Genomic DNA, 22,898 nt, shown 5'->3' on the forward strand with positions numbered 1-22,898 from the left:
GCGTAGCTTCGCCCTGGCGGCCTGGCTCGGGCGCGCCGCCGGGCCGGCCTGCGCGCGGAGCACGGGCGCCGTCATCGGCCTTCCCGGGGCGGATGACCGGAGATCGCGCTCGCAAATCTCCCCAGGGCGCCCGTGGGTGCGACCTGCGCCGCGCCGATCTAGCGCCGCCGCAGCGCCCGCTTGGCGGCGGCGCGCGCGTCGCGCTCGAATCGGGCGAGCCGGACGCGCCGCTCTAGGGAGATCACCTGCCGACCGGGCGGAACGGCGATGACCTCGGCGATCGGGGTCCGGTCGCGGTAGAGGCTTTCCAGAGCCGAACCGTCCAACGTCGCCGAGTCGAGGCGTTCGGCGAAGCCGGTCTCGTGGCAGGCCCGCACGATCTCGGCTTCCAGCAGGAGGCCCGGGGCGTGGCTGCGCAGGCCTTCGTCGTAGGCGGTCTTCAGCAGGGTCGCGGTGCCGCCGGTGACCAGGGCCAGGCTGACGGCAATCGGCCGCCCGTCGAGGGTCAGCGCATCGGCCCGGACGCCGACCGGGCCCGGTGTCGCCGTGAACAGGGCGCGGGCGAGCGCGGCGCTCTCCGGGCGGCAGGCCATGGCGGTGCCGGCCTTTCCCTTCCAGCCGACGCGCTCCAGATCGAGAAATGCCGCAACGAGGCGGGCGAGGTCCGGTCCGTCCGCGGCGCTCACATGGGCGACGGCGCCGGTCTCCGCCAGACGGCGCGCCCGGCGGCGCAGATCCTTGAAGCGCGCCCGGTTGGGATGATCGGCGAGGAACGCCGCTTGGTCGGCGCGCCGGTCCATGACCGGCCGGTCGAAGGCCGCCACCGTGCCGATCGCCCAGCCGCGCCGGCGCATTTCCGCCAGCATGTCCGGCACGGCGCCTTCTCCGGTCGGCAGCAGAGGCCAGCGCCACGCCCGGCCACCGGAAGCCGCCTCGAGCCCGGCCACCAGCGCCCGCGCATGGGCCGTCCGGTCCGGGCCGTCGGCGATCAGCGGCGCGGTGGCGGTCACGTAGGGGGAGAGGAACGGCCGCAGGATCCGGCTGCCGAGACCGCACAGGTCGCGGGTCGGCGCATACGGCAGCAGCGCCACGAGCCGGTCTCCCTGGCGGACCGTGACATAGCGCAGAGCGGCCGACAGGAGTCCTGCGGCCCGATGGGCATCGATCACGTGCCGCGCGAAATGCGGATGCGGGGCGGTGCTCGCTGCGACCAGCGCATCCCAGGCGACGGGATCCGGTGCGTCGGTCAGCGCGAACGCGACGTCGGAGGGCGCGCGGAGGGGGTTCGCCGCGGTCATCGGGCCATCCCGGTGGCCCAGACCGGGGTCGGCAGCCCGTGGATCCGCCCGGCGGCCCGGGCCAGAAGGGCGGCCCGGCCCATGGTCGCGAGCGCCACCGCCATGGCGGCGCCGAGCGTCCCGAAGGCCGGAACCAGGGCGAGGCACAGACCTGCGGCGGCGACGAGGCTCCCCACGGTGATGCCGGCACAGAGCCGCTCGCCGCCCAGCATGGTGAGGAGGTCCTCTCCCGGCCCGAACAGGCTCGCTCCGACGCTGCCGGCGATCAGGATGCACAGGATCGGCACGCTGGCGCCGAGTCCCGGGCCGAACATGGCGAGCAGCAGGGGGCTGACGGCCAGGATCGCGCCGCCGACCACGAGCGTCGCGGCTGCCGTCATGCGGCCCTGGCGGCGGACCAGCTCGGCGAGCAGGAAGCGGTTGGCCTGTGCCTGGGCGGCGCTGTAGCGCTGGAGCGTCGCCGCGCTGACGGCGTAGTGGACGAACACGACGAATTGCTGGATCCGCGTCGCCGCGAAGTAGACCCCGACCTCCGCCGGGCTCACCAGGGCACCGAGCACGATGACGTCGACGAAGGTGAAGCCGGCATTGGCGAGGTCGATGGCGGCGATCGGCAGGCTCGTCCCCAGCCAAGCCCGCCACCGGTAGCGGTGCGGCCCGGCCGGCAGACTCCGCCGAAGTCGCGCGGCGAGCAGGGCAGCCTGCAGGCCCGTGGCGCCGGCGGCGGCGATCAGCATGCAGGCCATCGCCACTTCGGCGCGGGGCGGCGCGCCGAGCAGGATCGCCGCGATCATGCAGCCCATCATCAGGGTCTGGCGCAGGAGGTAGGGCGGCGCGATGGCGAGCCCGACCCAGTTCTGGCTGCGGGCCACGCCCTCGAGGTAATCCTGGAGCGCGAAGAGCGGCATCACGCCGAGCGCGACCGCGATCGGGGCCCAGTAGGCCGGGGCGAACAGGTCCGGTTCGAGCATCAGCAGGGCCGCACCGAGCCCCGCGATGGCGAGGGCCGCACCGCCGGTCACCAGGGCGCCGGCCCGGATATAGCCCCGCGCGAGGTCGAGATCGCCCTGCGCCTGATCGCCCGGCACGAAGCGGCAGGCGCCCTGCGACAGGCCAAGGGTCAGGGTATGGCCGAGCATCGCGGTCCAGACCCAGACCGAGGCGAAGATCCCGTAGGCGTCCCAGCCCATCATCCGGGCCGCGAGCACCTGGGCGCCGTAGGCGAAGCCGGCTGCCCCCACGCGGATCGCGAAGACCGTGAGGGCCGCCCGCTGGGGACCGGTCTTCAGAGCCCGGAGGTGCCGGAACGCGCGGAGAGGGAGAGCCGTGGCTGACACTACGCGCTCCGCGCCCGTCCTGAACTCGGCGGGAGGCCGATCTCTGGCCGTCCGGTCTAGCCCGGGGCGCGTTGCGGCTCGGTTAAGGGCGGCTGGGCCGGGGCCGCCTTGGGTTCCTTCGGCGTCTCGGTCCGCATCAGGGAGGTTGCGATCGTCAGGGCGACATGCTCGGCCATGCACCGCAACCCGAGATCGTTGAGCCGAAACTGGCGGCCGAGCATGTGCCCCTCGCCCTTGTCCGTGCGGCTCGACAGGTAATGCAGCGCCTCGTAGCGTCGCACGAGCGGCACGCCCTGCTGGGTCGCGACGGTGCGGACTGCCTCGACGATCCGGTTGTAGTCGACGTCGGCCGCCATGCTGGCGGTATAGATCGGGTCGACCAGCACCACGTCAATTTCGTGAGAGCGGATCCAGCCGACGGCCTCGGCCAGCGCGCTCGCGAAGGCGTCGACGTCGACGCGGGCGATGGCATCGTGTGTGCCGACCTGCCAGACCACGAGGTCGGGCTCGGCCTCGGCCACCATGGTCCTCAGGCGCTCGGCGGCCCCGGAGGCGATCTCGCCCGGAAGGCCGCGATGGTCGATCGTCACGTCGACCTTCGGCAGAGCGTGCTCCAGGGCGGCTTCGAGCTTGGCCGGATAGGAGGCGGACGCCCCGGGCGCCGCGCTGCCGCCGATCGCCAGGATCTTGAGCGGGCGGTTCTCCGCCAGTGCCGCCTTGACGGCGCCCAGCTGGGCCACGGTGTACAATTGTGCGCCGGGAACCCGGCACTCCAGGGAGAGGGTTGGATCACCCGGCGCTGGAATGGTGGGCTGCTCCGCCGCGGCCGATCCGACCGGAATGCCCCACAGGCTGGCCGTCAGGACCCAGGTGGCCAGCGCCGGGGCGAGCCCGCCGGCGGCACCGGTCCGGACGGCCCGGGATGGGCGCACAGGATACCCCGCCCGCATCATGCCCGCGGTCGCGACGATCTGCTGCGGCTGCGCCATTCGACGAACCATGCCGTAAACCCCAGCCCGACGAGGCCCGAGCCGGCGACCAGCATATCGATCGGCACGCCGCCGCCAGTCTGGAAACGCACGAGCTGCCCGATCAGGCTCAGGATCGAACCCATCGAGAAGACAGCCAGCGAGTTCCGGCCCATCTGAGTTAGATAACCGACAATGCGACCGATTCGGGGGGCGAGTACCCTGTAAAGGGGCGCAAACGCTAACAATACCCCCAAGAAATGAAGCAGCCGGGCCGGTGTGAGGTAGGTCTTCTCGAACGTGAAGAGCAGGCGCGGCTCCGGAACGAGCATCGGATCCGGGCGGATCTCCGTCACCGCGAGCAGGATCCCCAGGAGAACGATGACGACGCCCATCGGAAACAGGCGTCGCGCCCAGCGGCGCAGGATATCGGAGCGCAGGTTCCAGCCCTGAAGCACGAAGCCGAGTACGAGCAGAAGCTGCCAGCAGAACGGATCGAAGAACCAGTCCCCTTCCCCCGGCCAGGACGGAAGGTTCCAGCCGAAGATGAGGCTGGCGAGATACACGCCCACGGAGAGCGCCAGGGCCGCGAGCAGGCTGACGCGCCCGACGAGCACGAAGACGGGCGCGATACCGATCAGCAGCACGTAGAGCGGAAGGATGTTGAAGTAGCCGAGCTGGTAGGTCAGCAGCGCCATGCCGCAGACCGATTGGATCGGGTCCGCAAAGAAGCCGCCGGCATTGTGCCATTCGAGGATGAGCGGGTTGTCGAGCAGCAGCGCCGCGCCCGCGATGATCGCCAGCGCCAGCAGCATGACGGTGAGCTGCGCCCGGTAGACCTCGACGGTGCGGGCCAGCAGCCGCACCACGCTCCGTCCGGGCGGCTCGGGGTTGCCGTCGCGACCCCGTGTGGCGATGCCGATCGACCAGCCCGCGAGGAACACGAACAGCTCGGCCGCGTCCGAGATGCCGTATTGCGAGAAGGTGTAGCGCTCGAAGGTGTTGCCGGGGATGTGGTTGATGAAGATCGTGATCAGGGCGAAGCCGCGCCAGAAGTCGATCGCGTTGGGGTCCCGCATCGTCGCGGCGGCTCCGGGTTTCGACGCTTCAGAATGTCGGCTGCGGGAACGCGGCTCCTGATACGGCGCCGCATCGGTTCTGCAAAGGCGAACAAAGGTAGGGATCGGCCCGTGGGGTCGAACCGGATGGTCACACCCGCGTTATGGCCCGGCACGGAGTTCCAGACAGATGACCCGACCGCTCACCACCCTCGGCCTCGCGATCTTCCTGCCGGTCCTGGCGGCCAGCGCCGCGGCGGCGCAGGCTCAGACCGGCACCGGCGGCGGTCCCGCCTCGACGGCGACCGCGCCGAACACCTCCTCCCTCGGCCGTGTGATGCCGCCGAGCCGGGGGGCCGGCGCGGCGACGCCCGACGACCGGCGCACGCTCACGCCGAACGAGGCGCAGAACGATCGGATCATGCGGGGCATCTGCATCGGATGCGCTCCGAAATAGGAGGCGCGTCCGACCGAGGGCACTCCGGCTACTTGCCGCGACGCAGCCGCAGGTCGTCCTCGCTCTCGCGGGCGAGCCGCAGCAGGTTCTGGCCGTAGGCGGTCTTGGCGAACATCTCGCCCCGGGCCACGAGCTGGTCGCGGGAGATGAAGTGCTGGAGGTAGGCGATCTCTTCCAGGCAGGCGACCTGCAGGCCCTGGCGGTGCTGCAGGGTGCGCACGAACTCGCTCGCCTCCAGCAGGCTGTCGTGGGTCCCGGTGTCGAGCCACGCATAGCCGCGCGACATGCGCTCCACGTGCAGTTGCCCGCGTTGCAGGTAGGCCTCGTTGACGCTGGTGATCTCCAGCTCGCCGCGGGCCGAGGGCTTCACGTCGGCGGCGATGTCGAGCACCTGATTGTCGTAGAAGTACAGGCCGGTCACCGCCCAGGTGGATTCCGGGTTCTGCGGCTTCTCGACGATCTTGGTCGGGCGGCCCGCCTTGTCGAGGTTGACCACGCCGTAAGCCTGCGGGTTGTCGACGTGGTAGGCGAAGACGGTCGCGCCCTGCTTGCGCACGGCGGCGCGATCTAGGAGTTCGCCCATGCCGGCGCCGAAGAACAGGTTGTCGCCGAGGATCAGCGCCACGTCGTCGTCGCCCACGAAGTCGCGCCCGATGACGAAGGCCTGGGCGAGGCCTTCCGGCCGCGGCTGCAGCGCGTAGGAGAATTTCAGCCCGAACTGCTCGCCGGTGCCGAACAGGCGCTTGTAATTGTCGAGGTGCTCCGGCGACGAGATGATCAGGATCTCGCGGATGCCGGCCAGCATCAGCACCGAGACCGGGTAGTAGATCATCGGCTTGTCGTAGACCGGCAGGAGCTGCTTGTTGATCGACAGCGTGGCCGGGTGCAGGCGCGTGCCGGATCCGCCGGCCAGAACGATGCCCTTCATGGCTTGGAAACTCCCTCTGAAACCGGCCCGACGAGCCGGTCCAGGATATCGTCGAGCGCTGCCTGCCAGGCCCGCGGCGCGATGCCGTAAGCGGCCGTGAGGCTGTCGGTGGACAGGCGCGAATTGGCCGGCCGCCGGGCCGGTGTCGGATAGGCGGAAGTCGGGATGCCCTTGACCGGCACCGAGCGGCCGCCGCGGCGGGCCGAGCCCGCCACGATCGCCTCGGCGAAGCCGCACCATGTGGTGTCGCCGGCGTTCACGCAGTGAAACGTGCCAGTGGGAGCGTCCGCATCCCCGGCCATGCGCTGCGCGATCGTCGCGAGGGCGGCGGCGAGGTCGGCGGCCGAGGTCGGGCAGCCGTGCTGGTCGTCGACGACGGTCAGGGCATCGCGCTCGGCCGCGAGCCGCAGCATCGTCTTGACGAAGTTGCCCCTGTGCGGGCTCACCACCCAGGCGGTGCGGACGACGGCGTGGCGCGGATTGCCGGTGCGCACCGCCAGCTCGCCGGCGGCCTTGCTGGCGCCGTAGACGCTCTGCGGATCGATCGGTGCGTCGGGCGCGTAGGCGCCGTCGGGCTTCGTGCCGGCGAAGACGTAGTCGGTCGAGACGTGGACCAGCGGGATGGATCGCGCCGCCGTGGCGGCCGCCAGGATCGCCGGCGCGAGCGCGTTGAGGCGCCACGCCGCGACCACATCGGACTCGGCCTTGTCGACGGCCGTGTAGGCGGCGGTGTTGATCACCGCCCGGTAGTCGCGCGCGGCGAGCGCCGCCGCGACGGCATCCGCGTCGGTGATGTCGAGATCCGCGCGGCCCGGTGCGTGCACGCGGACGCCGTGCGGCCAGGACAGGGCCTGCAGCTCGGTGCCGACCTGGCCCGCGCCCCCGAGGACGAGGATGTCCATCAGCCGTTCAGTCCCAGGCGCTCGCCCTTGTACCGGCCCTCGCGGATCGGGCGCCACCAGCCCTCGTTGGCGAGGTACCAAGCGACGGTCTCCTCCAGCGCCTGCTCGAAGGTCTTCTGCGGGCGCCAGCCGAGTTCGGCCTCGGCCTTGGTGCAGTCGATGGCGTAGCGCCGGTCATGGCCCGGGCGGTCGGCCACGAAGCTGATCAGCTGCTCGTGCGGGGCGTTCTGCGGACGCAGCCGGTCGAAGGCCGCGCACAGCGCTTTCACCACCGCGAGGTTGTTGCGCACCGCCCGGCCGCCGAGCAGGTAGGTCTCGCCGATCCGGCCGCGCTCCAGAACGGCGACGAGGCCCTTGGCGTGATCCTCCACGTGGATCCAGTCGCGCTCGTTCAGGCCGTCGCCGTAGACCGGCAGCTTCTTCCCCTCCAGGGCGTTCAGGATCATCAGCGGGATCAGCTTCTCGGGGAAGTGCCGCGGCCCGTAATTGTTCGAGCAGTTGGTCACCAGCACCGGCAGGCCGTAGGTCTCGTGCCAGGCGCGGGCGAGGTGGTCGGAGGCCGCCTTCGAGGCCGAGTAGGGCGAGCGCGGATCGTAGCGGCTCTCCTCGGTGAAGAACGCGTCCGGCGGCAGCGAGCCGTAGACCTCGTCGGTGGAGACGTGGAGGAACCGGAAGCTCTTTTTGTCCGCCTCCGGCAGGGCTTCGTAATAGCCCCGCGCCCCATCCAGCATGGTCTGCGTGCCGATGACGTTGGTGCGCACGAAGGCGCCCGGATCGGTGATCGAGCGGTCGACGTGGCTCTCGGCCGCCAGATGCATCACCGCCTGCGGCTTGAAGTCGGCGAAGGCCTTCTGCACGGCGGCGCGGTCGCAGATGTCGGCCTCGACCAGGCGATGGCGCGGGTTGTCGGCGAGCGGCGCCAGCGAGACCGGGTTGGCCGCATAGGTCATCGCGTCGAGGGTGCAGACGTCGTGGCCGAGATCGTTGACGAGGTGCAGCACCAGCGCCGAGCCGATGAAGCCGCAGCCTCCGGTCACCAGGATGCGCATGGCGTGTCACCTCTTCGGATAGGTCAGAAACGGAATAGCCGGGCAGCGTAAGACTGGCCGGCGTGACGAAATTGCGGCCGGGCCGCGCGGCTCAGAAGACTTGGCCGAGATCGGCGAGGCGCGGGGCGCGGCGATCCTTGTCGGACAGGATCGCCGCCTCGCCCGAGACCGGCCACGGGATCCCGACTTCGGGATCGTTCCAGGCGAGCGCCCGGTCGTGCTCGGGGCTGTAGTATTCGTCGACCTTGTAGGCGACCATGACGTCGGGGGTCAGGGTGCAGAAGCCGTGGGCGAAGCCGTGCGGGATGTAGAGCTGATCGCCCGTCTCGGCGTCGAGGGTGACGGCGACGTATTTTCCGTAGGTCGGCGACCCGCTGCGGATGTCGACCGCGACGTCGAGGATCGCGCCCTGGAGCACGCGGATCAGCTTGGCCTGGGCCCGGGGCGCGATCTGGAAGTGCAGCCCGCGGATCGTGCCCTGCGGCGCCGAGAAGGACTGGTTGTCCTGTACGAACGGCGTCGTGATGCCGACCCGCGCCAGGGCGTCGGCCCGGAACGTCTCGGAGAACCAGCCCCGCGTGTCGCCGAAGCGCTTCACCGCGATGCGCTTCACGTCCGGGATCTCGGTCTCGATGACGTCCATGCCAGCGCCCTTCTTGCGGATCCCGTCGCGAGGTCCAGCGGACGTCTCCGCATCGGTCGTTCCGGGCCGCGCGCCCGCCTTGCCGACCACAACCTCGGTGATGCCCCGCGACTTCCGGTCATTCGCCGTCCGTGTCAAGGCGTGCCCGCTGCGGTGGCGTGCGTGCGAGGAGCCGATGACGGCCGGACCGGGATCCGCGGTGGAGACCCTGCTGCGGGCCCAAATGGCCGATCCGGCCTGCACGTGGAGCCTCGGCAGCTACGGAGCCGGCGCCGTCTTCGCGCGGGACCCTGACGAGGCGGCCCGGCCCCTCGAGAATGGGGGGATCGGCATCGTCACGGCCCGGGGCGCCCTCGCCCTCGTGGTGCCGCCGGATCTCAGGCCGTTCGCCTACGAGACCGGTTTCAACGACGGTTGGAGCCAAGCGGTCGCGCTCTGCCTCCCCGAAGCGGCCTGTGCCATGGGCGGGCGCACCGTACTGACCGAGCTGGGGCCCGATGCGGCGGCAATCCGGCCGCAGGACCGCGCCGCGTCCCTGTTCGACCTCGGCCTCGGCCTGCGCGCCGTGGATGCCTGCCTGCGGGTGGCCGATCCCGAAGGCATCCGTAGGCTTCGGGCGCTGGCGGGCCGGCCGCTCCTGGCGTCCGGCGATGCGGGAATCCTGCGGTCGCTCGCGGCGCACCCGGATCGGGTCTTCATCACGCGCTGCGGGCGCATCGAGGTCTTCGCCCCGGGGGCCGATCCGGCCGAAGCGGGGTCCGGACCGCAGAGCCACGTCCTGCCGCAGCTGCTGCGGCTCGGACGGACCCATGCGGCCACCGCGCCGATCCCGCAGGGCTGGGTGCCCTGCGGCGCGCTCCATCCGGCGCATCCGGCCCGGGACCGGCCCGGTCGGCCGATCCCGTTCGATGCCGGACGCCACGCGGCGTTCGCGCTGGTGCTCGACGCCTGGGGCGATCCCGCGCTGGTCGCCCTGCGCCGCACGATCCTGGCCGGGCAGGATCCCGATCCGTCGCACGTCGACGGACGGTTCGCCCGCCTGGCGGTCCGAGCGGCGCGCGCCCAGCGGAGGGCCATGGCAGGCTGAGCGGGACGTCACAGGTCCGGCGGCGCCGGCACGAAGAGCGGCGCCAGCTCGGGCTGGCCGCCGGCCGGCATCCACGCTCCCCCGAGCGGATGGATCGGCGTGTCCGCCCACAGGGCGCCCGAACGCGCCATGCCGACGAGCGCGGAGAGCGGGAACGGCCCCGTCACCGCGTCGCGATAGAGATAGAACCGCATCGCCGTCTCCTCCGGCGGGGCCGGCGGCGTCCGATCCAGAAGGCGCAGCGGGGCGTCGGTAGCGAAGGCTGCCGGATCGACGGTCGGGAGGTGGCGCTCGGCTTCGCCCCGGGCGACCCCGAAGAAGGCCGCGACCATGTCGAGGCCGGCCTGAGCGGCGGCTTCCTCGAAGTCCAGACTCCCGCGTGTGGCGAGCACGGCTCGACTCAGCGCCGAGTAGTTCAGCGAGAACAGGGCCGTCATGGCGGTGCGGTCCGGGCCCGGCGGCGCCTATTTGCGCATCTTGTGCAGGATGCGCGGCGACGTGCGCCCGGGAACCTGACCGTCCTGGTCGAAGGTCCCGATCGCGATCGTGCCCTCCGGCACGCGGATGGCGGCCGCCAGTGCCTCGACGAAGGGCCGGAATTGCGAGCCCTCGGCGCTCAGGAACGGCTCCATCCATCCGGAATCCTGAATGAGCACGAGCTGATGGGCGGCGGCCTGGACCGGGGGCGACCAGAGGACGAGCAGCGCGAGCGCCGCGCGGGTCGGAAGCGACCTCAGGCCGTCTGAAGCCGCAGCGCGTGGCAGCTGCGCCCGGACCGGGTCCAGAGGTACAGCGCGTTGTCGTGCAGGAGCGCGTCGGCGTCGCCGCGTGACGCCACCTCCAGGGTGATCGGAAGGCGGTGGAGGCCAACCCCGTGGGCGTGGTGCAGGACGTGGCCGATCACCGGTTCGCGGAGAGCGGCGCCCTGGAGGAATGCGGCGCGCGGAGCGTCGATGTCCAGGGCGAGGAGCACGGTATCGCGGGGCAAGGCCAGCAGCGGAACGAGGAGAGCGCCCGCGTGCGCTCCGAGCGTGAGCGTCTCGGCCGGCGGCTGCCAGGGCAGGTCGAAGCGGTCCGCGCCCCAGTAGGCGACGGGTCCGGCGGCGAGGCGCGGCCCGTCGAGGGGGCGGAGCGTCCGGTCCGGCGTCACTGCGGCGAGGTGGTAGCGACCCTCCAGGATGCCGAGCTGGTGGTGCTGGTCGGCCCGATCGCGCCACGGCGCTTGCGCGGTGATCGGCGCGAAGCCGTCCGGCCAAGCAACGAAAGCCGCGCCTGCGCCGCCCGCCCGGAACGCGACGAACCCGTCGGGTCCAGTCCAGAACATGTCGCCCAGGCGGTTTTTCCAGGGACCTGAGAACCGGCTTCCGGACGCGGATCTGTCGAGGTCCAGCAGGGCGAGGGCATCCGAGCCGACCGTGCTGCGGCACAGGATGAGCCGCCCGTCCCGTTCGGCCAGGGCGAGGAGGTCGATCCCGTCCCAGCCTGGAGCGGAGAGAAAGCGCAGGCGCGGTAGGCCGACTTCGCCGGAGGCGAGGCGGAGACCGAGTTGCGGAAGTCCTGCCGAGACCAGCGCGTCGGCGGTGGTGTAGGCGATCCCCGCGGGAGACGCCGTCGGCGTGGTTCGCGGTGCAGCGGCGGGCAGACGGCCGAGGGGCAGGAACGTCCGGCCGTCCCAGGTGTCCAAGGCGCCCAGGTTTTCCTGAAACAGGTGGAGCGCGGCCGGGCGCCCGGCCCGGAGCAGCACCGGCACGCCGCTCGGCAGAGGAAGCTCGGTCAAGCTGCCGCGGTCGATCTCGAGCGTGGCCGGCTCCTCGGCGGTTGCGGGGTTGCGCAGGATCTCGCCGGTTGCCGGTGCGTGGGTGAAATGCGCTGGATAGGGGCGGGCTTGGGTGTCCCGCCGGATGCCGATCTGGGCGATCCGCGCGTCATCCGCGGCGATGCGGATTCCGTTTATCTCGGCCGCCACCGGTACCCCGCCCCGGAAATGCCAAAGCTGACGGCCGGACAGGTTCGTCACATGCGGATCGGGATCGACCGGCCAGATCCCGTGGCATTCGGAAGCGTGCGCATTCCGCGCTGGCGCGGAGATGATCCGCGGCTGTGAGAAAGATCCATCGGCGCTCAACGGCCCTGTTCCGCAGCTGAAACACAGGGCTGATCGTTTCCGATTCTCCGCGCGATGGGAGGAGCACTGTCGAGCGGCGTCCCCCGTCTTGCGCTGATCTTGTCAGGGAATGCCGATGATCTTGTGGGTTTGCAGCGACAGCCGCCAGCGGGCATCGCGGCGGCAATAGGCGATCGCCGCCTCCGTGCTGGCGGCGCGGTCCGGCCCGTCCATGGGCTGGAGGAAGCGGTGCTGGAATGCGAGCCCGACGAAAGCCGCCGGATCGGCGTCCGCCTGCGGATAGACAAGCTTCAGTTCATGGCCGGAGGTCTGCGCCAGGGCGTTGCTTCCCTTGGGGCTGACGCAGATCCAGTCGATACCGGGCGGCGCGGGCAAAGTCCCATTGGTTTCGATCGCGATCTCGAACCCGGCCGCGTGGACGGCCTCGATCAGGGGCGTGTCGAGCTGGAGCAGCGGCTCGCCGCCGGTGAAGACGACGTAGCGGTTCTCGGCGCCTCCCGCCCAGGTGGCGGCGATCGCGTCGGCGAGCGCCGCCGCATCCGTGAAGCGGCCGCCGCCCTCCCCGTCCATCCCGATGAAATCCGTGTCGCAGAATCGGCAGGCCGCTGACGCGCGGTCGGCTTCGCGACCGGACCACAGGTTGCAGCCGGCGAAGCGGCAGAACACGGCGGCGCGGCCGGCCTGGGCGCCCTCACCCTGAAGTGTGTGGAAAATCTCCTTGACCGCGTAAGCCACAACTGTCCCAGTCACGTCCGCGCGCGGTCCGCTCCGCGCTCTGACTGCACATAAGCCGTGCCTGTCCGGTGGGCCACCGACAACCGCGCCGAGCAGACGCGCGGTGCGATCTCGCCTTGCTCTTGCCATGGTGGACTCGTTCATGCCGAGATGCAGTCCGGCGACCGCTTTCGGCCGGCCGGGTTGCGCCGCTCTCCGGCTGGCCGGCCGGAAAACCGACGCCCCGCGGCGTCGACCAGGCGATCCTCTGATGAGTCGGGCTCGAATGTCCTCTTCTCTCTACCGACGCGTCACCGTCGGGTTTGCGGCGCTGACGGGTCTGCTCGGGGCGGGCCTGATCGGGATCGGCGCCGCGAATGCCGTGACGGTGCCGATCCTCGTGGCGGACGTGGATTCCGGCAAGGTGATCTACGCGCAGGCGCCGACCGATCCCTGGTATCCGGCCTCGATCACCAAGCTGATGACCACCTACGTCGCCCTGGATCTCGTGCGGCAGGGCAAGGTCTCGCTCGACTCGATGATCACCATCTCGGCCGCCGCCGCCGCCGAGCCGCCCTCGAAGATGGGCTTCAAGCCGGGGACACAGCTCACCCTCGACAACGCCCTGAAGATCATCATGGTCAAGTCGGCGAACGACGTCGCCTACGCGATCGGCGAGTCGCTCGGCGGCACCGTCGACAACTTCGCCGCACTGATGAACGAGACTGCCCAGCGGATCGGCATGCATGACAGCCGCTGGTACAATCCCAACGGCTTGCCCGATCCGCGGCAATGGACCTCCGCCCGCGACATGGCGGTTCTCGCCCGGTCTCTGATCCGCGATTTCCCGGATTCCCACGACCTGTTCTCGATCTCGGCGATCCAGTTCGGCCGCGCCGTGATGGCGAACCACAACGGGCTGCTCGGACGCTATCCCGGCACGGATGGCATGAAGACCGGCTTCATCTGCTCGGGCGGCTTCAACGTGGTGGCGACCGCCACGCGCAACGGTCGGCGGATCGTCACCATCGTGATGGGGCAGCCGAGCCCGCGCGAGCGCGACGTGAAGGCCGCCGACCTGTTCGACTACGCCTTCGGCCAGAGCGCCGGCTGGACGAGCCCGACCCTCGACGCGCTCCCGGCCTCGGCCTTGTCCGCGCCGCCGGACATGCGCCCCTTCATCTGCGGCGGCAAGAAGCCGCCGGCCATCGAGGACGGGGCCGGCGCACTGAGCGCTCCCGGTTCCGCCGCGCAACTGATCGGCGGCTCGGCGGCGAATTCGCCGGCGCTGGCGCTGGCCGCCTTCTCCAATCCTGCCCTGCGGGCCCGCTCCCTGCCGCCGCGGGCGCCGCTTCAGCCGATCGCCGTCTGGATCGGCCGCAACCCGGCGGAAGGCCAGAACATCCTCGACGCGCAGGAGGCCGAGCAGAAGGCCGCCGCCGCCAACACCCGCGCCGCCAAGCTCGAGGCCGCCAAGGCCAAGCGCGCGGCGGCCCTTGAGGCAGCCAAGCAGGCCCAGGCGGCCCGGCTCGAACGCGCCCAGGCCGCGAAGGCCGCCGCCAAGACGGCCCCGAAGGTCGCCGCGAAGCCGGGTCACGGCGTGCCGCGGAACGCGAGCGCCTACACGGCCGACGAGACGCCCGGGATGCCCGAGGCCAAGCCCGGCAAGGGCCTGACCAAGTCCGCGCCGAAGGCCGCCGCCCACAGGTCCGGGTCGACCAAGGGCGAGACCAAGCCCGATGCCAAGCCCGATGCCAAGGCGGCGGCCAAGGCGCCGGCCAGGAAGCCGGCCGCCAAGAAGGCCGCGGCGGACGAGTAGGCCATCGCGGGTGTCCGGCGTGGCGCCGCGTTGCCGCGGAGCCCGACGCACCCCACTTCGCCGCCTATGTCAGACACCATCGTGCCCGCTCCGGACCCGCGTCGCCCGGAGCCCATCCCGCTGACCGTGCTCACCGGCTTCCTCGGCGCCGGAAAGACCACCCTGCTGAACCGGCTGCTGCGCGATCCCGCGCTCGCCGACACGGTGGTGATCGTCAACGAGTTCGGCGAGATCGGCCTGGATCACCTGCTCATCGAGACCGTCGACGAGGACATGATCCTTCTCGGCGCCGGCTGCCTGTGCTGCACGGTGCGGGGCGACCTGATCGCCACCCTCGAGGATCTGCTGCGCAAGCGCGACAACGGCCGGATACGGCCGTTCCGGCGCGTGGTGATCGAGACGACGGGCCTCGCCGATCCGGCACCGATCCTCCACGCCTTGATCTACCATCCCTATCTGGTGCTCCGATACCGCCTCCAGGCCGTGGTGACCCTGGTGGATGCGCTGACCGGCGCCGAGACCCTCGACGCCCATCCGGAGGCCCTGCGGCAGGCCGCGGTCGCCGATCGGATCGTGCTGACCAAGACCGATCTCGCGGGCGACCTGTCGGGCATCCGCGCACGCTTGGCGGCGCTCAACCCGGCCGCCCCGATCGTCGCGCCGGACGCCCCCGCGGAGGCGCTCCTCGGGGGTCTGTTCGGTCTCGACGGCAAGGCGGCCGACGTGCGTGCCTGGCTCGGCGACGCGGCGCTGGCGCAGGATCGCCACCACGCCGACGTGAACCGCCACGACGCCGCGATCCAGGCGATCTGCCTGACCAGCCCGGCGCCCGTGCCGCGCCCCGCCTTCGAGATGTTCATGGACCTCCTGCGCTCCGGCCACGGTCCGAAGCTGCTGCGGCTCAAGGGCATCGTCGCCCTCGCCGACGATCCCGAGCGCCCGCTCGTCGTCCACGGCGTCCAGCACGTGTTCCACGCGCCGATCACGCTGCCGGCTTGGCCTGATCCAGACCACACCTCGCGGCTCGTGCTGATCCTGCGCGATCTCGATCCCGCCTTCGTGCGCCAGCTCTGGGACGCCTTCCTGGGCCGTCCCCGGATCGACGCGCCGGACGCCGCGGCGCTCACCAACAACCCCCTGGCGATCCCCGGCCCCTGACGCCGGCGGGCGGCACCATCCTTGAAGCCATCGAGCCGAATGGCGCCCCTGAGGCGCCGGATCGTCCCGGATCGGGACGGATCGTCGACAGGCAGGACACGCGATGGTGCGACGCTTCACCGTGATACAGGGCGGCCTGTCCGAGCGGGCGGACGACACGGCAATTCCGGATGCCGGAGCCGGTCCGCAGGCCGAGACGTGGCGGGTCGATCTCCAGCGGCCCGGTGCCGTGGATGCGGCGGCGGTCGCCGCCTGGCGGGCCATGCTGGTGCGCAATGCCGTCAGCGATCCGCTGCGCGACCCGGATCATCTCCTGCCGCTGGCCCAGCATCGTCCGGCGGCGCGTTCCGTCGCCGTCGCCCTGGCCTGGAGCCGGGATGCGCGCGACGGCCGCGAGACGCTGCGCGGGGTCGTCCCGCTGGCGATGCCCCATTCGGTCTGGGGCGGCCGGGCCCGGCCCTGGCAGCCCGCGGAGCCTGACGCCGCAGCCCTGGTGGAGCACGCAGCCGCCGAGGCCGTGGACCGGGCCTTGCGGGAACGGCTCGGGGCGCTGCGCCGCCCGCTCCGCCTGGTCGGTGAGTCCGCGCCCGTGCAGGATCCGGGACCGCCGCGTCCCATCCTGGCGGCGAGCCGTCCGGCGCGACCGCGTTCGGTTCCGGCCGGGAACCTGATCGGCATCCGCCCGGCAGGCTGGGAGCCCGCGGAGTCCGAGATGCTGGCCGTGACCGAACCAGCCGCCGTCCGCGATGCGGTCGAGACCTTCCTCGCCCTCGACGCCCGGACGGCTGCGCGGCCGATCATCGCCGACCCGGCCGAGGCATCGCTGGTCCGGGTGGTCACCCGGCTGTTCGCCCGTCGCGGCGCGCTGCAGGTCGAGTTCCGGCGCCGGGCCGGCGCAGTCGTGTCCGGAACGCTCCACCTCTGCGCCGGCTCCAATGCGGTACCCTGGCGGCGGGCCCGGGCCTGAGCGGTCAATCCGCCGCGCGCAGGGAGCCTGTCGCGGGAGGCGTCCGAACCCTAGCTGGCGCCCATGACCCGCGACCTGACCCATGGCATTCGATCCGCTCCGCGCCGAAAGGCCGCCGCGGGACCGGCGTCTGAAGCCGGTCAGGCGGGAGACGCCGCCACGGTGGCCGCGGTCCTCGCGCGTCTCGCGGACAGGGATCCGGATCCGAAGGCCGGATTCGACCGCACCGACCCGTTCCGCCTGCTCGTGACCGTGCTGCTCTCGGCCCAGTCCACCGGACCGACCGTTTCGCGGGTCGCAGAGGCATTGTTCGCCGAGGTCCGCGATCCCGCCGGCATGGTGGCGCTCGGGGAAGCCCGGATCGTCGAGATCATCCGGCCGGTCGGGCTCGGGCCATCCAAGGCGCGCAACATCGTCAAGCTGTCGGCGGCCTTGGTGGCGGATTACGGCGGCGGCGTCCCGCGCAGCGCCGCGGAGATGTGCCGCCTCCCGGGGATCGGCCGCAAGAGCGCGGAGGTGACGGCGAACTTCGCCTTCCACGAGCCGGTGATCGCGGTCGACACCCATGTCTTCCGGGTCTCGAACCGGATCCCTCTGGCCCCGGGCCCGACGGTCGACGCGGTGGCCGACGGCCTCGCCCGGAGCGTGCCGGAGGGCTTCAAGGACAATGCCCATGTCTGGCTGTTCCGACACGGGCGCGACATCTGCACCGCCCGGAAGCCTGCCTGCCCCCGATGCCCCGTCTCCGACCTTTGCGCGTGGCCGGGCCGATCGACGGCCTAGCCGCTACTCGTCTTCGCCGAAGCGGTTGGCGAGCAGGGCCTCGATGGCGTCGAGACAGTCTTCCGCATCCGGGCCCACGGCCGTGACGGCGATGCGTGTGCCCATGGCGGCCCCCAGCGTCAGCAGGCCCATGATGGAGCGTCCGCCCACGGTCTCCCCCGCCCGGGTCACCGTCACGGCGGCGTCGTAGCGTTCAACGGTCTGGACGAACTTCGCGGATGCGCGGGCATGGAGGCCCCGCCTGTTGATGATCGGGAGCTTGCGGAGAAGGCCGCCCTCCGGAACCGGCGGATCGTCATCCGTCTCGAAAAGCTCGTCCATCGTCCGTCGTGTTTCCCGCCCGATCGGCGGCCCTGGCGGCCGCCTGTGCCGAACCTAAACCATTGACCGGGCGTGTCGATCCCGTAGCCTTGCTGAGGACGCGCAAGCCGGTCCTGTGGATCGGGCCGGCTACCACTCGTACTCGGCGCCGACGCCGAGGCTGGTGCGGCCGTCGCTCCCGGCCTCGCCCTTCAGCTTGATCCGGCGGGTGACGTCGAAATCGACGCCGACGGCCGTGTCGGCAGGCTTCGCCCCGGCCTTCACGCCGACGCTGACCCGATCCGAGATGTAGCGCGAGGCGCCGATCGCCGGCCCGCCGCTCGCGCCGGTGGAAACGTCGAGGCTGTCGAGGCCGAGGCTCTTGCGGGCCTGCTCGAACATGTCGGGCCCCGCGGCGCCCCCGGAGAGCTGGGCGACCGCCTGGGCGAGCTGCAGGGCCTGGAACGGCGACAGGCCGGCCGACGCCTTCTTGAACAGGATCCGCGACAGGATCTCGTCCTGCGGCAGGGCTGGATCCGAGGTCAGGGAGAATTGCGGTGCGTCCGCGAAGCCGGAGACCGCGATGCGGGCGGTCACGTCGGTGGCCTTGGTCTCGGCGACGAAATCGAGTTCCGGCGTGGTCAGGCTGCCCGCGAAGGTCAGCCGGCCGCGGCTGAAATCCAGGCGCTGGCCGACAAGTTCGAACTGACCGCGCCGCAGCGAGAAGGCGCCGTTCGCGTTGGGCGACGCGGAGGTTCCGGTGACACGCAGCGCGCCGCCGAGTTCCGCGTCGATGCCCCGCCCGCGCACGAAGATGCGGCTCGGCGCATCGATCGTCACGTCGAGGGTGGCGTCGAACGGCACGGCCGGCTTTCCGGACCGCCGCCCGGGACGTGCCGCGGCCTTCCTCTCTGCCCGCTGCGCCAGGCGCGCGCGCAGCTCCGGCGGCGTGTTGACGTGGCGGACCCCCGGCAGCGGCCGGATGGTGGCCGGGAGCCGATCCGGGACCGCGACATCGATCGACACGACATCCACGCGACCGGCGATCCGCGGTGTCCGCGCCAGCGGACCCGCCAGCGTGACGTCGACGCTCGACACGGCCGTCATCAAGGGGCTCGACACGAGTTCGGCCTTGTCGGCAACGACATGGAAACTGCCCGGGAAGTCGGGCGCGAGGGAGACGCGGCCGGTGACCGAGACCCGGCCGCCGTTGCGGGCGCTCGCGGTCAGGCGCTCGACCACCACGCTGTCGCCGCGACCGGTGACGCGCCCCTCGATCCCGGTGAAGCGGAGGCCGTTCAGCGGATCGGTGAAGCTGCCGCCGGTCAGCACCGCCGCGCCCTGCGCCCGCGGCGCCGCCAGCGTACCGGTGACGCCGCCGTCGATGGCAACCTTGCCGGTGACGCTCTGGCCGCCGACGCTGAGCAGGGAATTGGCGAGGGATGCGTCCAGGGTCCCACGTGCGCGCAGGTCCAACGGCCCCCCTGCCTCCACGGGCAGCGATCCCGAGACCGTCAGGGCGACGCCGCGCCCTGCCGTCACTCGACCGTCCAGGCTCGCCTGCCCATCCGACAGGGTGCCCTTGGCGGTGGCGTCGATCGCCGGAAGTCCGGCCTGCCGCGTCTGCGGGGCGACGAGCTTCGCGACGCTGATCGCGTAGCGTCCCTCGGGGCGCGTGACAGGCCCGTGGAGATCGGCTTCGCCGTCCAGGGTCCCCGAAAGGGCGAGGCTCGGCGCGGCGATCCGGGCGAGCGACAGGGGTAGCGACCGGATCGCCACCCGCAGGTCGAGAGCCTGCCCGACACGGCCCGCGGCCGTGATGCGACCCGCGCCCGCCGCGATGGACAGGCCGTCGATCACGGCGCCGCCGTCCCGAAGCGTGATCGCCGCCGGCCCGGTGAGGGCGAAGCGATCGCCGCCCCGGGCGGCCGACAGACGCTGGATCTCGATCCGCGTGTCCTCGGCCGGAACGACCCGCGCGGCGCCATCGAGATTGAAGCCGCGCGACCGGGCGGTCAGGGTCACGTCGCTGAAGGCGGGGCTGCCGTTGGCGAGGAGCCGGATCGTGTCGACCTGCTGGCCGGCGGCCACAAGCCGGTCGGCTTCGAGCCGCCCTTCGAGAACGGGATGCGCGCGCAGGTCGCGGCCCGAGAGATCCGCATCGAGACGCGCGAGGCTGGTCTCCCCGTATCGGAGCGCGGCTCCGGTGGCGCGGATGGCCGCATCCTGGCGGCCGCCGTCACGGGCGAGGGTCAGCGCGGCGTCGAGTCGGCCCGTGACCGGCTCCGGGACCAGGGGCGCGATGTCCGTCAGATCGCCGGCCCGCACGGTGAGCGCGCCGGCCGACAGCCACGTGTCGGCCGCGACCATGGCGTGGCCCGCGACGGCGACAGAGCCGAGATCGAGACCGAGCCGGTCGAGGACCCAATCGCCGCCGACGCGCGCGAGGTGGGCACCGCCCGTGAGCGCCTTGCCGGCGACGTCGCCGCTGAGTCGGACCGTTCCGTCCGGGGCGAGGAGCGCGTCCCGCAGGACCGCCTCGGCGCGCAGGTCCCGGATCGGCTTTCCCGCCGCGGTGGCGGACGGCGCCGTCAGAGCCGCGGTCACATCCGGATGTTCCAGAGATCCGGTCAGGCGCACATCGATGCTGGCCTTGCCGGTGAGGCGTCCGTCGAGATCCGCGAGGCTCCTGAGATCGAGCCGCCCGGTGACATCCGCCCGGGACGCCGTCGCCTCGCCCTGCAGGGTCGCGGCGACGCCGGCCCCCTCCAGGCGCAGATGGTCGAAGCCGTAGCCGTCGAAGGTCTGGGAGACGCGCCCCTGAAGGGTCGGTGCGCGGCCGAGGGTGCGGTCGGCGGCCTGGATCCCGGTGACGAGGCCGCTCGTGGTCACGGCGAGGTCGGCCGCGATGGCCTTGCGCGCCGGATCGCCGCTCAGCCGCGCCTTGGCGTCGAGGCTGCCCGCAAGGCCCTGGCCCGCGAGACCCGAGAACACCGAGAGGTCCGGCAGGGCCGCGTCTACGGTGCCCGTCAGGGTGTTCTGGCCGACGCGACCGACATAGGCCGCCCGCGCCGTGTCGGAGTCGAGCCGGAGCGCCGCGATATCGACCACGCCGTCTGCGCCGGCCGAGGCGCGGAGCGTCACGTTGGCCCGGCTGCCGATCGCCCGGCGCAGGGCCGGGTCGGCGAGCTTCAATCCCTCGACCCGGCCGTCCGCCGTGATGGCGAAACGCTGCGCCGATGGGTCGCCCTGCGGGTCGATCCCGAGGCTGGCCTCGATCCGGTCCAGGCTGGAATCGCGGCTGCGCAGGGCAGCCGCGTCGAGGCGGCCCCGGACCGTCGGTGCCGCGAGCGGTCCCTTCAGGCTGCCGTCGAAGACGAGCTTGCCGATCTCGGCCTCGCCGGCCCGGGTGACGTCGCCCTCCGTGGGCAGGGCGCGGGCCTGGAGCGTCAGGTCGGCGACCCGGTCGCGGGTCAGGCTGCCGCCAGCGGCCAGACGCGCCGTGCGGGAGGTCAGTTCCAGCCGGTCGATCCGGAAGGCGCCGCTATCCGCGAAGGCGATGCCGCCGTCGAGCTTGGTGGTGCCGGCGAAGATCGCGGCCGCCGGGCCCGGCATCAGGCCCTCGATCCGTGCCGCGAGATCCAGGGCGAGGCGCCGCTCGGCCCCGATCCGGGAGATCTTCGCACCGCCCTTGGCACCGATGTCGGGTCCGGCCGTGAAGTCGAGCTTGGCCCCCCAGGCGTCCAACGTCCCGGTTCCATCGAGTTCGAAGTCGATTGGCGGCGTGCCGGGCAGGTTGGCCGCCTTCGAGAGCAGGCCGCCCGCCGGCTCCACGAGGTTCGCCTTCAGCTCGAGCCGCTCGCCGTTCGGCACGAACAGCAGCGACAGCAGGAAGCGGCCCGGCGTGTCGAGGCGCAGGGCCCTGGCCTGGAGGTCGAGCCCTTCGCTGGCGGCGCCGAGCTTCGCCCGGCCCTCCGCGGACAGCCGCGCCGGCTGCCCGGCCACCGCCTCGCCCAGCGTCAGCTCGGCCAGCTTGAAACCCTTGATCTCGACCTTGACGGGCAGGTCCGGGAGCAGCCGGCCATCGGGCTTCGCTTCGGGCGGCGGTGGACCGGGGATCGGTCGCCGCAGCACGTCGAGATGCCCGATCTCGAGGCTGTCGACCTCCAGGCGTCCCGACAGAAGGGCGAGCCGGCGCCAGACGATGCGGGCCCGGTCGAGTTTCAGCCAGACGCCGTCGCGGTCGCTGATCGCCACGTCCCGGATGGTGGCGTCGGAGGACAGGGCGCCGTCGATGGCGCCGATCGCCACCCGGGACGAGGGCGTCGAGAGCGCCCGCGACAGGAGTCCGCCGAGCACGGACTTGTCCCCCTCTTCGGCGGAGGTCAGCGTGACGGCCCAGGGCAGCGCCAGAATCAGGCAGACCAGGACGAGGCCAAGCCACCGGCCGCCGCCGCGGTTCGGCGTGGCGCGGCGTCGCGTGAGTCCGGTCCGAAGAGCCATTCAGAACGCCTGTCCCAGGCTGAGATACAGGACGGCCGGCCGCACGTGCCCGCCCTTATAGGGATCGAGCGGAAAGGCGAGATCCGCGCGGATCGGGCCGATACCGGTGTAGTAGCGCAGGCCGATGCCCACGGATTTGCGGATCTTCTCATCGAAATCCGGCGTCGCCGAGGCGAAGGCGGTGCCCGCGTCGAAGAACGGCACCACGCCGATCGTGTCCGTGACCTTGATGCGCGCCTCGAGGGAAGCCTCGAGCAGGCTGCGGCCGCCGATCGGGAGGTTGTAGGGGCCGATTGGTCCGAGGGTCCGATACGGATAGCCGCGCACGGAGCCGCCTCCGCCGGCGAAGAACCGGAAATTGTCCGGGATTTCTCCCAGCGGCGCCCCGGAGACCGAGCCGAAGCCGATGCGGCCGGCCAGGATCATGCGGGCTTCGTCGTCCAGGGCGTAGTAGGTCGAGCCCTGCGCCTTGGCCACGACGATCCCGGGCGACGAGATCGCGCCGGGATAGACCGCCAGCGACGCGATCGCCCGAATGCCCCGCGTCGGGTCGAGGAGGCTGTCGGTGGAATCGTAGGTCACCGAGGCGGGGACGCCGATCAGCCGGTAATTGACGGTACCGAGGGCATCCTTCGACCGGCCCGCCTGGGCGTCGAGCCCGATCTGCGCCGAGAACGTGTCCGAGAAGCGGTGGCGGATCGCCCCAGAGACACCGCCGCCATCCACGAGATAGCTCTGCTGCACCTCACGCGTGATGAAGGCGTTGGCCAGCAGATCGTTGCGTGTGCCCCACAGGGCCGGC

Annotated in this window: 21 protein-coding genes (1 of these 21 cut by a window edge); 6 read left to right on the plus strand and 15 right to left on the minus strand. The window is 71.8% G+C overall.

Annotated elements, in window-relative coordinates:
- Nucleotides 1-158 precede the first annotated feature (158 nt).
- Genes P9K36_RS13720 through P9K36_RS13735 form a run of 4 tightly spaced genes read right to left on the minus strand, consistent with a single transcriptional unit; the run spans nt 159 to nt 4,682 of the window.
- Complete coding sequence (locus P9K36_RS13720) at nt 159-1,298, minus strand: GNAT family N-acetyltransferase (RefSeq protein ID WP_043757612.1); 1,140 nt, start codon at nt 1,296-1,298, stop codon at nt 159-161.
- A complete protein-coding gene (locus P9K36_RS13725) occupies nt 1,295-2,635 on the minus strand; it encodes a lipopolysaccharide biosynthesis protein (RefSeq protein WP_043757614.1) in 1,341 nt (446 codons plus the stop codon). The genes P9K36_RS13720 and P9K36_RS13725 overlap by 4 nt, the downstream gene beginning before the upstream one ends.
- Nucleotides 2,636-2,691: 56 nt before the next feature.
- Nucleotides 2,692-3,624 carry a GDSL-type esterase/lipase family protein gene (locus P9K36_RS13730; protein ID WP_043757616.1) on the minus strand — a complete coding sequence of 311 codons (933 nt, stop codon included), beginning with the start codon at nt 3,622-3,624 and terminating at the stop codon, nt 2,692-2,694.
- Entirely contained in the window at nt 3,585-4,682 is a 1,098-nt protein-coding gene (locus P9K36_RS13735; RefSeq protein ID WP_043757619.1) for an OpgC domain-containing protein, read from the minus strand. Before P9K36_RS13735 ends, P9K36_RS13730 begins: the two co-directional genes overlap by 40 nt.
- A 169-nt stretch (nt 4,683-4,851) precedes the next feature.
- On the opposite strand from P9K36_RS13735, the gene P9K36_RS13740 reads away from it, so the two are divergent.
- On the plus strand, nt 4,852-5,118 hold the full coding sequence (locus P9K36_RS13740) for a hypothetical protein (RefSeq protein ID WP_052083618.1): 267 nt from the start codon (nt 4,852-4,854) through the stop codon (nt 5,116-5,118).
- A gap of 28 nt (nt 5,119-5,146) precedes the next feature.
- Here P9K36_RS13740 and rfbA read toward each other — a convergent pair whose 3' ends face one another.
- From rfbA to rfbC, 4 genes are all read right to left on the minus strand, one after another.
- Nucleotides 5,147-6,046, minus strand: a complete 900-nt coding sequence (rfbA, locus tag P9K36_RS13745; RefSeq protein WP_043757622.1) for a glucose-1-phosphate thymidylyltransferase RfbA — start codon at nt 6,044-6,046, stop codon at nt 5,147-5,149.
- Nucleotides 6,043-6,948 carry a dTDP-4-dehydrorhamnose reductase gene (rfbD, locus tag P9K36_RS13750; RefSeq protein ID WP_043757624.1) on the minus strand — a complete coding sequence of 302 codons (906 nt, stop codon included), beginning with the start codon at nt 6,946-6,948 and terminating at the stop codon, nt 6,043-6,045. The genes rfbA and rfbD overlap by 4 nt, the downstream gene beginning before the upstream one ends.
- Nucleotides 6,948-7,997 (minus strand): dTDP-glucose 4,6-dehydratase, encoded by a 1,050-nt coding sequence (gene rfbB / locus P9K36_RS13755; protein WP_043757626.1) that lies wholly within the window; start codon nt 7,995-7,997, stop codon nt 6,948-6,950. The genes rfbD and rfbB overlap by 1 nt, the downstream gene beginning before the upstream one ends.
- 91 nt (nt 7,998-8,088) lie before the next feature.
- Nucleotides 8,089-8,640 carry a dTDP-4-dehydrorhamnose 3,5-epimerase gene (gene rfbC, locus P9K36_RS13760; RefSeq protein WP_043345777.1) on the minus strand — a complete coding sequence of 184 codons (552 nt, stop codon included), beginning with the start codon at nt 8,638-8,640 and terminating at the stop codon, nt 8,089-8,091.
- 175 nt (nt 8,641-8,815) lie between these two features.
- On the opposite strand from rfbC, the gene P9K36_RS13765 reads away from it, so the two are divergent.
- Nucleotides 8,816-9,727 carry a hypothetical protein gene (locus P9K36_RS13765; protein WP_043757628.1) on the plus strand — a complete coding sequence of 304 codons (912 nt, stop codon included), beginning with the start codon at nt 8,816-8,818 and terminating at the stop codon, nt 9,725-9,727.
- Nucleotides 9,728-9,735: 8 nt separating this feature from the next.
- Here P9K36_RS13765 and P9K36_RS13770 read toward each other — a convergent pair whose 3' ends face one another.
- The 4 genes from P9K36_RS13770 to queE form a co-directional block, all read right to left on the minus strand.
- The gene (locus P9K36_RS13770; protein WP_043757630.1) at nt 9,736-10,164 is read right to left on the minus strand and encodes a hypothetical protein; all 429 of its coding nucleotides are present in this window, start codon (nt 10,162-10,164) and stop codon (nt 9,736-9,738) included.
- A 27-nt stretch (nt 10,165-10,191) separates the two neighbouring features.
- Nucleotides 10,192-10,359 carry a hypothetical protein gene (locus tag P9K36_RS13775; protein WP_158498453.1) on the minus strand — a complete coding sequence of 56 codons (168 nt, stop codon included), beginning with the start codon at nt 10,357-10,359 and terminating at the stop codon, nt 10,192-10,194.
- 101 nt (nt 10,360-10,460) lie between these two features.
- A complete protein-coding gene (locus tag P9K36_RS13780; RefSeq protein ID WP_236961390.1) occupies nt 10,461-11,744 on the minus strand; it encodes a hypothetical protein in 1,284 nt (427 codons plus the stop codon).
- 210 nt (nt 11,745-11,954) lie between these two features.
- Nucleotides 11,955-12,587, minus strand: a complete 633-nt coding sequence (gene queE / locus P9K36_RS13785) for a 7-carboxy-7-deazaguanine synthase (protein ID WP_043345774.1) — start codon at nt 12,585-12,587, stop codon at nt 11,955-11,957.
- Between the two features lie 265 nt (nt 12,588-12,852).
- Here queE and P9K36_RS13790 point away from each other — a divergent pair, with 265 nt between their 5' ends.
- From P9K36_RS13790 to nth, 4 genes are all read left to right on the plus strand, one after another.
- Nucleotides 12,853-14,385, plus strand: a complete 1,533-nt coding sequence (locus P9K36_RS13790) for a D-alanyl-D-alanine carboxypeptidase family protein (RefSeq protein WP_051044599.1) — start codon at nt 12,853-12,855, stop codon at nt 14,383-14,385.
- Between the two features lie 66 nt (nt 14,386-14,451).
- Complete coding sequence (locus P9K36_RS13795) at nt 14,452-15,543, plus strand: GTP-binding protein (protein ID WP_043384296.1); 1,092 nt, start codon at nt 14,452-14,454, stop codon at nt 15,541-15,543.
- A gap of 103 nt (nt 15,544-15,646) precedes the next feature.
- Nucleotides 15,647-16,510, plus strand: a complete 864-nt coding sequence (locus tag P9K36_RS13800; RefSeq protein ID WP_043349638.1) for a hypothetical protein — start codon at nt 15,647-15,649, stop codon at nt 16,508-16,510.
- 162 nt (nt 16,511-16,672) lie between these two features.
- A complete protein-coding gene (gene nth / locus P9K36_RS13805; RefSeq protein WP_236961385.1) occupies nt 16,673-17,293 on the plus strand; it encodes an endonuclease III in 621 nt (206 codons plus the stop codon).
- 3 nt (nt 17,294-17,296) lie between these two features.
- Here nth and P9K36_RS13810 read toward each other — a convergent pair whose 3' ends face one another.
- The 3 genes from P9K36_RS13810 to P9K36_RS13820 form a co-directional block, all read right to left on the minus strand.
- Nucleotides 17,297-17,614, minus strand: a complete 318-nt coding sequence (locus tag P9K36_RS13810) for an HPr family phosphocarrier protein (protein ID WP_043349643.1) — start codon at nt 17,612-17,614, stop codon at nt 17,297-17,299.
- 129 nt (nt 17,615-17,743) lie between these two features.
- Nucleotides 17,744-22,096, minus strand: a complete 4,353-nt coding sequence (locus tag P9K36_RS13815; protein ID WP_043757637.1) for a translocation/assembly module TamB domain-containing protein — start codon at nt 22,094-22,096, stop codon at nt 17,744-17,746.
- A protein-coding gene (locus tag P9K36_RS13820) for a BamA/TamA family outer membrane protein (protein ID WP_043757642.1) crosses the window boundary here: on the minus strand, nt 22,097-22,898 show its 3' end. 1,157 nt of this gene lie beyond the right edge of the window; 802 of the gene's 1,959 nt are visible here — the last part of the coding sequence; the start codon falls outside the window, past its right edge; it ends in the stop codon at nt 22,097-22,099.

The organism is Methylobacterium sp. 391_Methyba4 (assembly GCF_029691625.1).
Taxonomy (GTDB): domain Bacteria; phylum Pseudomonadota; class Alphaproteobacteria; order Rhizobiales; family Beijerinckiaceae; genus Methylobacterium; species Methylobacterium fujisawaense.

Coding starts and splice junctions, on each gene's coding strand:
- P9K36_RS13720 (WP_043757612.1), bottom strand. CDS start 1,298: ATGACCGCGGCGAACCCCCTCCGCGCGCCCTCCGACGTCGCGTTCGCG.
- P9K36_RS13730 (WP_043757616.1), bottom strand. CDS start 3,624: ATGGCGCAGCCGCAGCAGATCGTCGCGACCGCGGGCATGATGCGGGCG.
- P9K36_RS13735 (WP_043757619.1), bottom strand. CDS start 4,682: ATGCGGGACCCCAACGCGATCGACTTCTGGCGCGGCTTCGCCCTGATC.
- P9K36_RS13740 (WP_052083618.1), top strand. CDS start 4,852: ATGACCCGACCGCTCACCACCCTCGGCCTCGCGATCTTCCTGCCGGTC.
- rfbA (WP_043757622.1), bottom strand. CDS start 6,046: ATGAAGGGCATCGTTCTGGCCGGCGGATCCGGCACGCGCCTGCACCCG.
- rfbD (WP_043757624.1), bottom strand. CDS start 6,948: ATGGACATCCTCGTCCTCGGGGGCGCGGGCCAGGTCGGCACCGAGCTG.
- rfbB (WP_043757626.1), bottom strand. CDS start 7,997: ATGCGCATCCTGGTGACCGGAGGCTGCGGCTTCATCGGCTCGGCGCTG.
- rfbC (WP_043345777.1), bottom strand. CDS start 8,640: ATGGACGTCATCGAGACCGAGATCCCGGACGTGAAGCGCATCGCGGTG.
- P9K36_RS13765 (WP_043757628.1), top strand. CDS start 8,816: ATGACGGCCGGACCGGGATCCGCGGTGGAGACCCTGCTGCGGGCCCAA.
- P9K36_RS13770 (WP_043757630.1), bottom strand. CDS start 10,164: ATGACGGCCCTGTTCTCGCTGAACTACTCGGCGCTGAGTCGAGCCGTG.
- P9K36_RS13775 (WP_158498453.1), bottom strand. CDS start 10,359: ATGGAGCCGTTCCTGAGCGCCGAGGGCTCGCAATTCCGGCCCTTCGTC.
- P9K36_RS13790 (WP_051044599.1), top strand. CDS start 12,853: ATGTCCTCTTCTCTCTACCGACGCGTCACCGTCGGGTTTGCGGCGCTG.
- P9K36_RS13795 (WP_043384296.1), top strand. CDS start 14,452: ATGTCAGACACCATCGTGCCCGCTCCGGACCCGCGTCGCCCGGAGCCC.
- P9K36_RS13800 (WP_043349638.1), top strand. CDS start 15,647: ATGGTGCGACGCTTCACCGTGATACAGGGCGGCCTGTCCGAGCGGGCG.
- P9K36_RS13810 (WP_043349643.1), bottom strand. CDS start 17,614: ATGGACGAGCTTTTCGAGACGGATGACGATCCGCCGGTTCCGGAGGGC.
- P9K36_RS13815 (WP_043757637.1), bottom strand. CDS start 22,096: ATGGCTCTTCGGACCGGACTCACGCGACGCCGCGCCACGCCGAACCGC.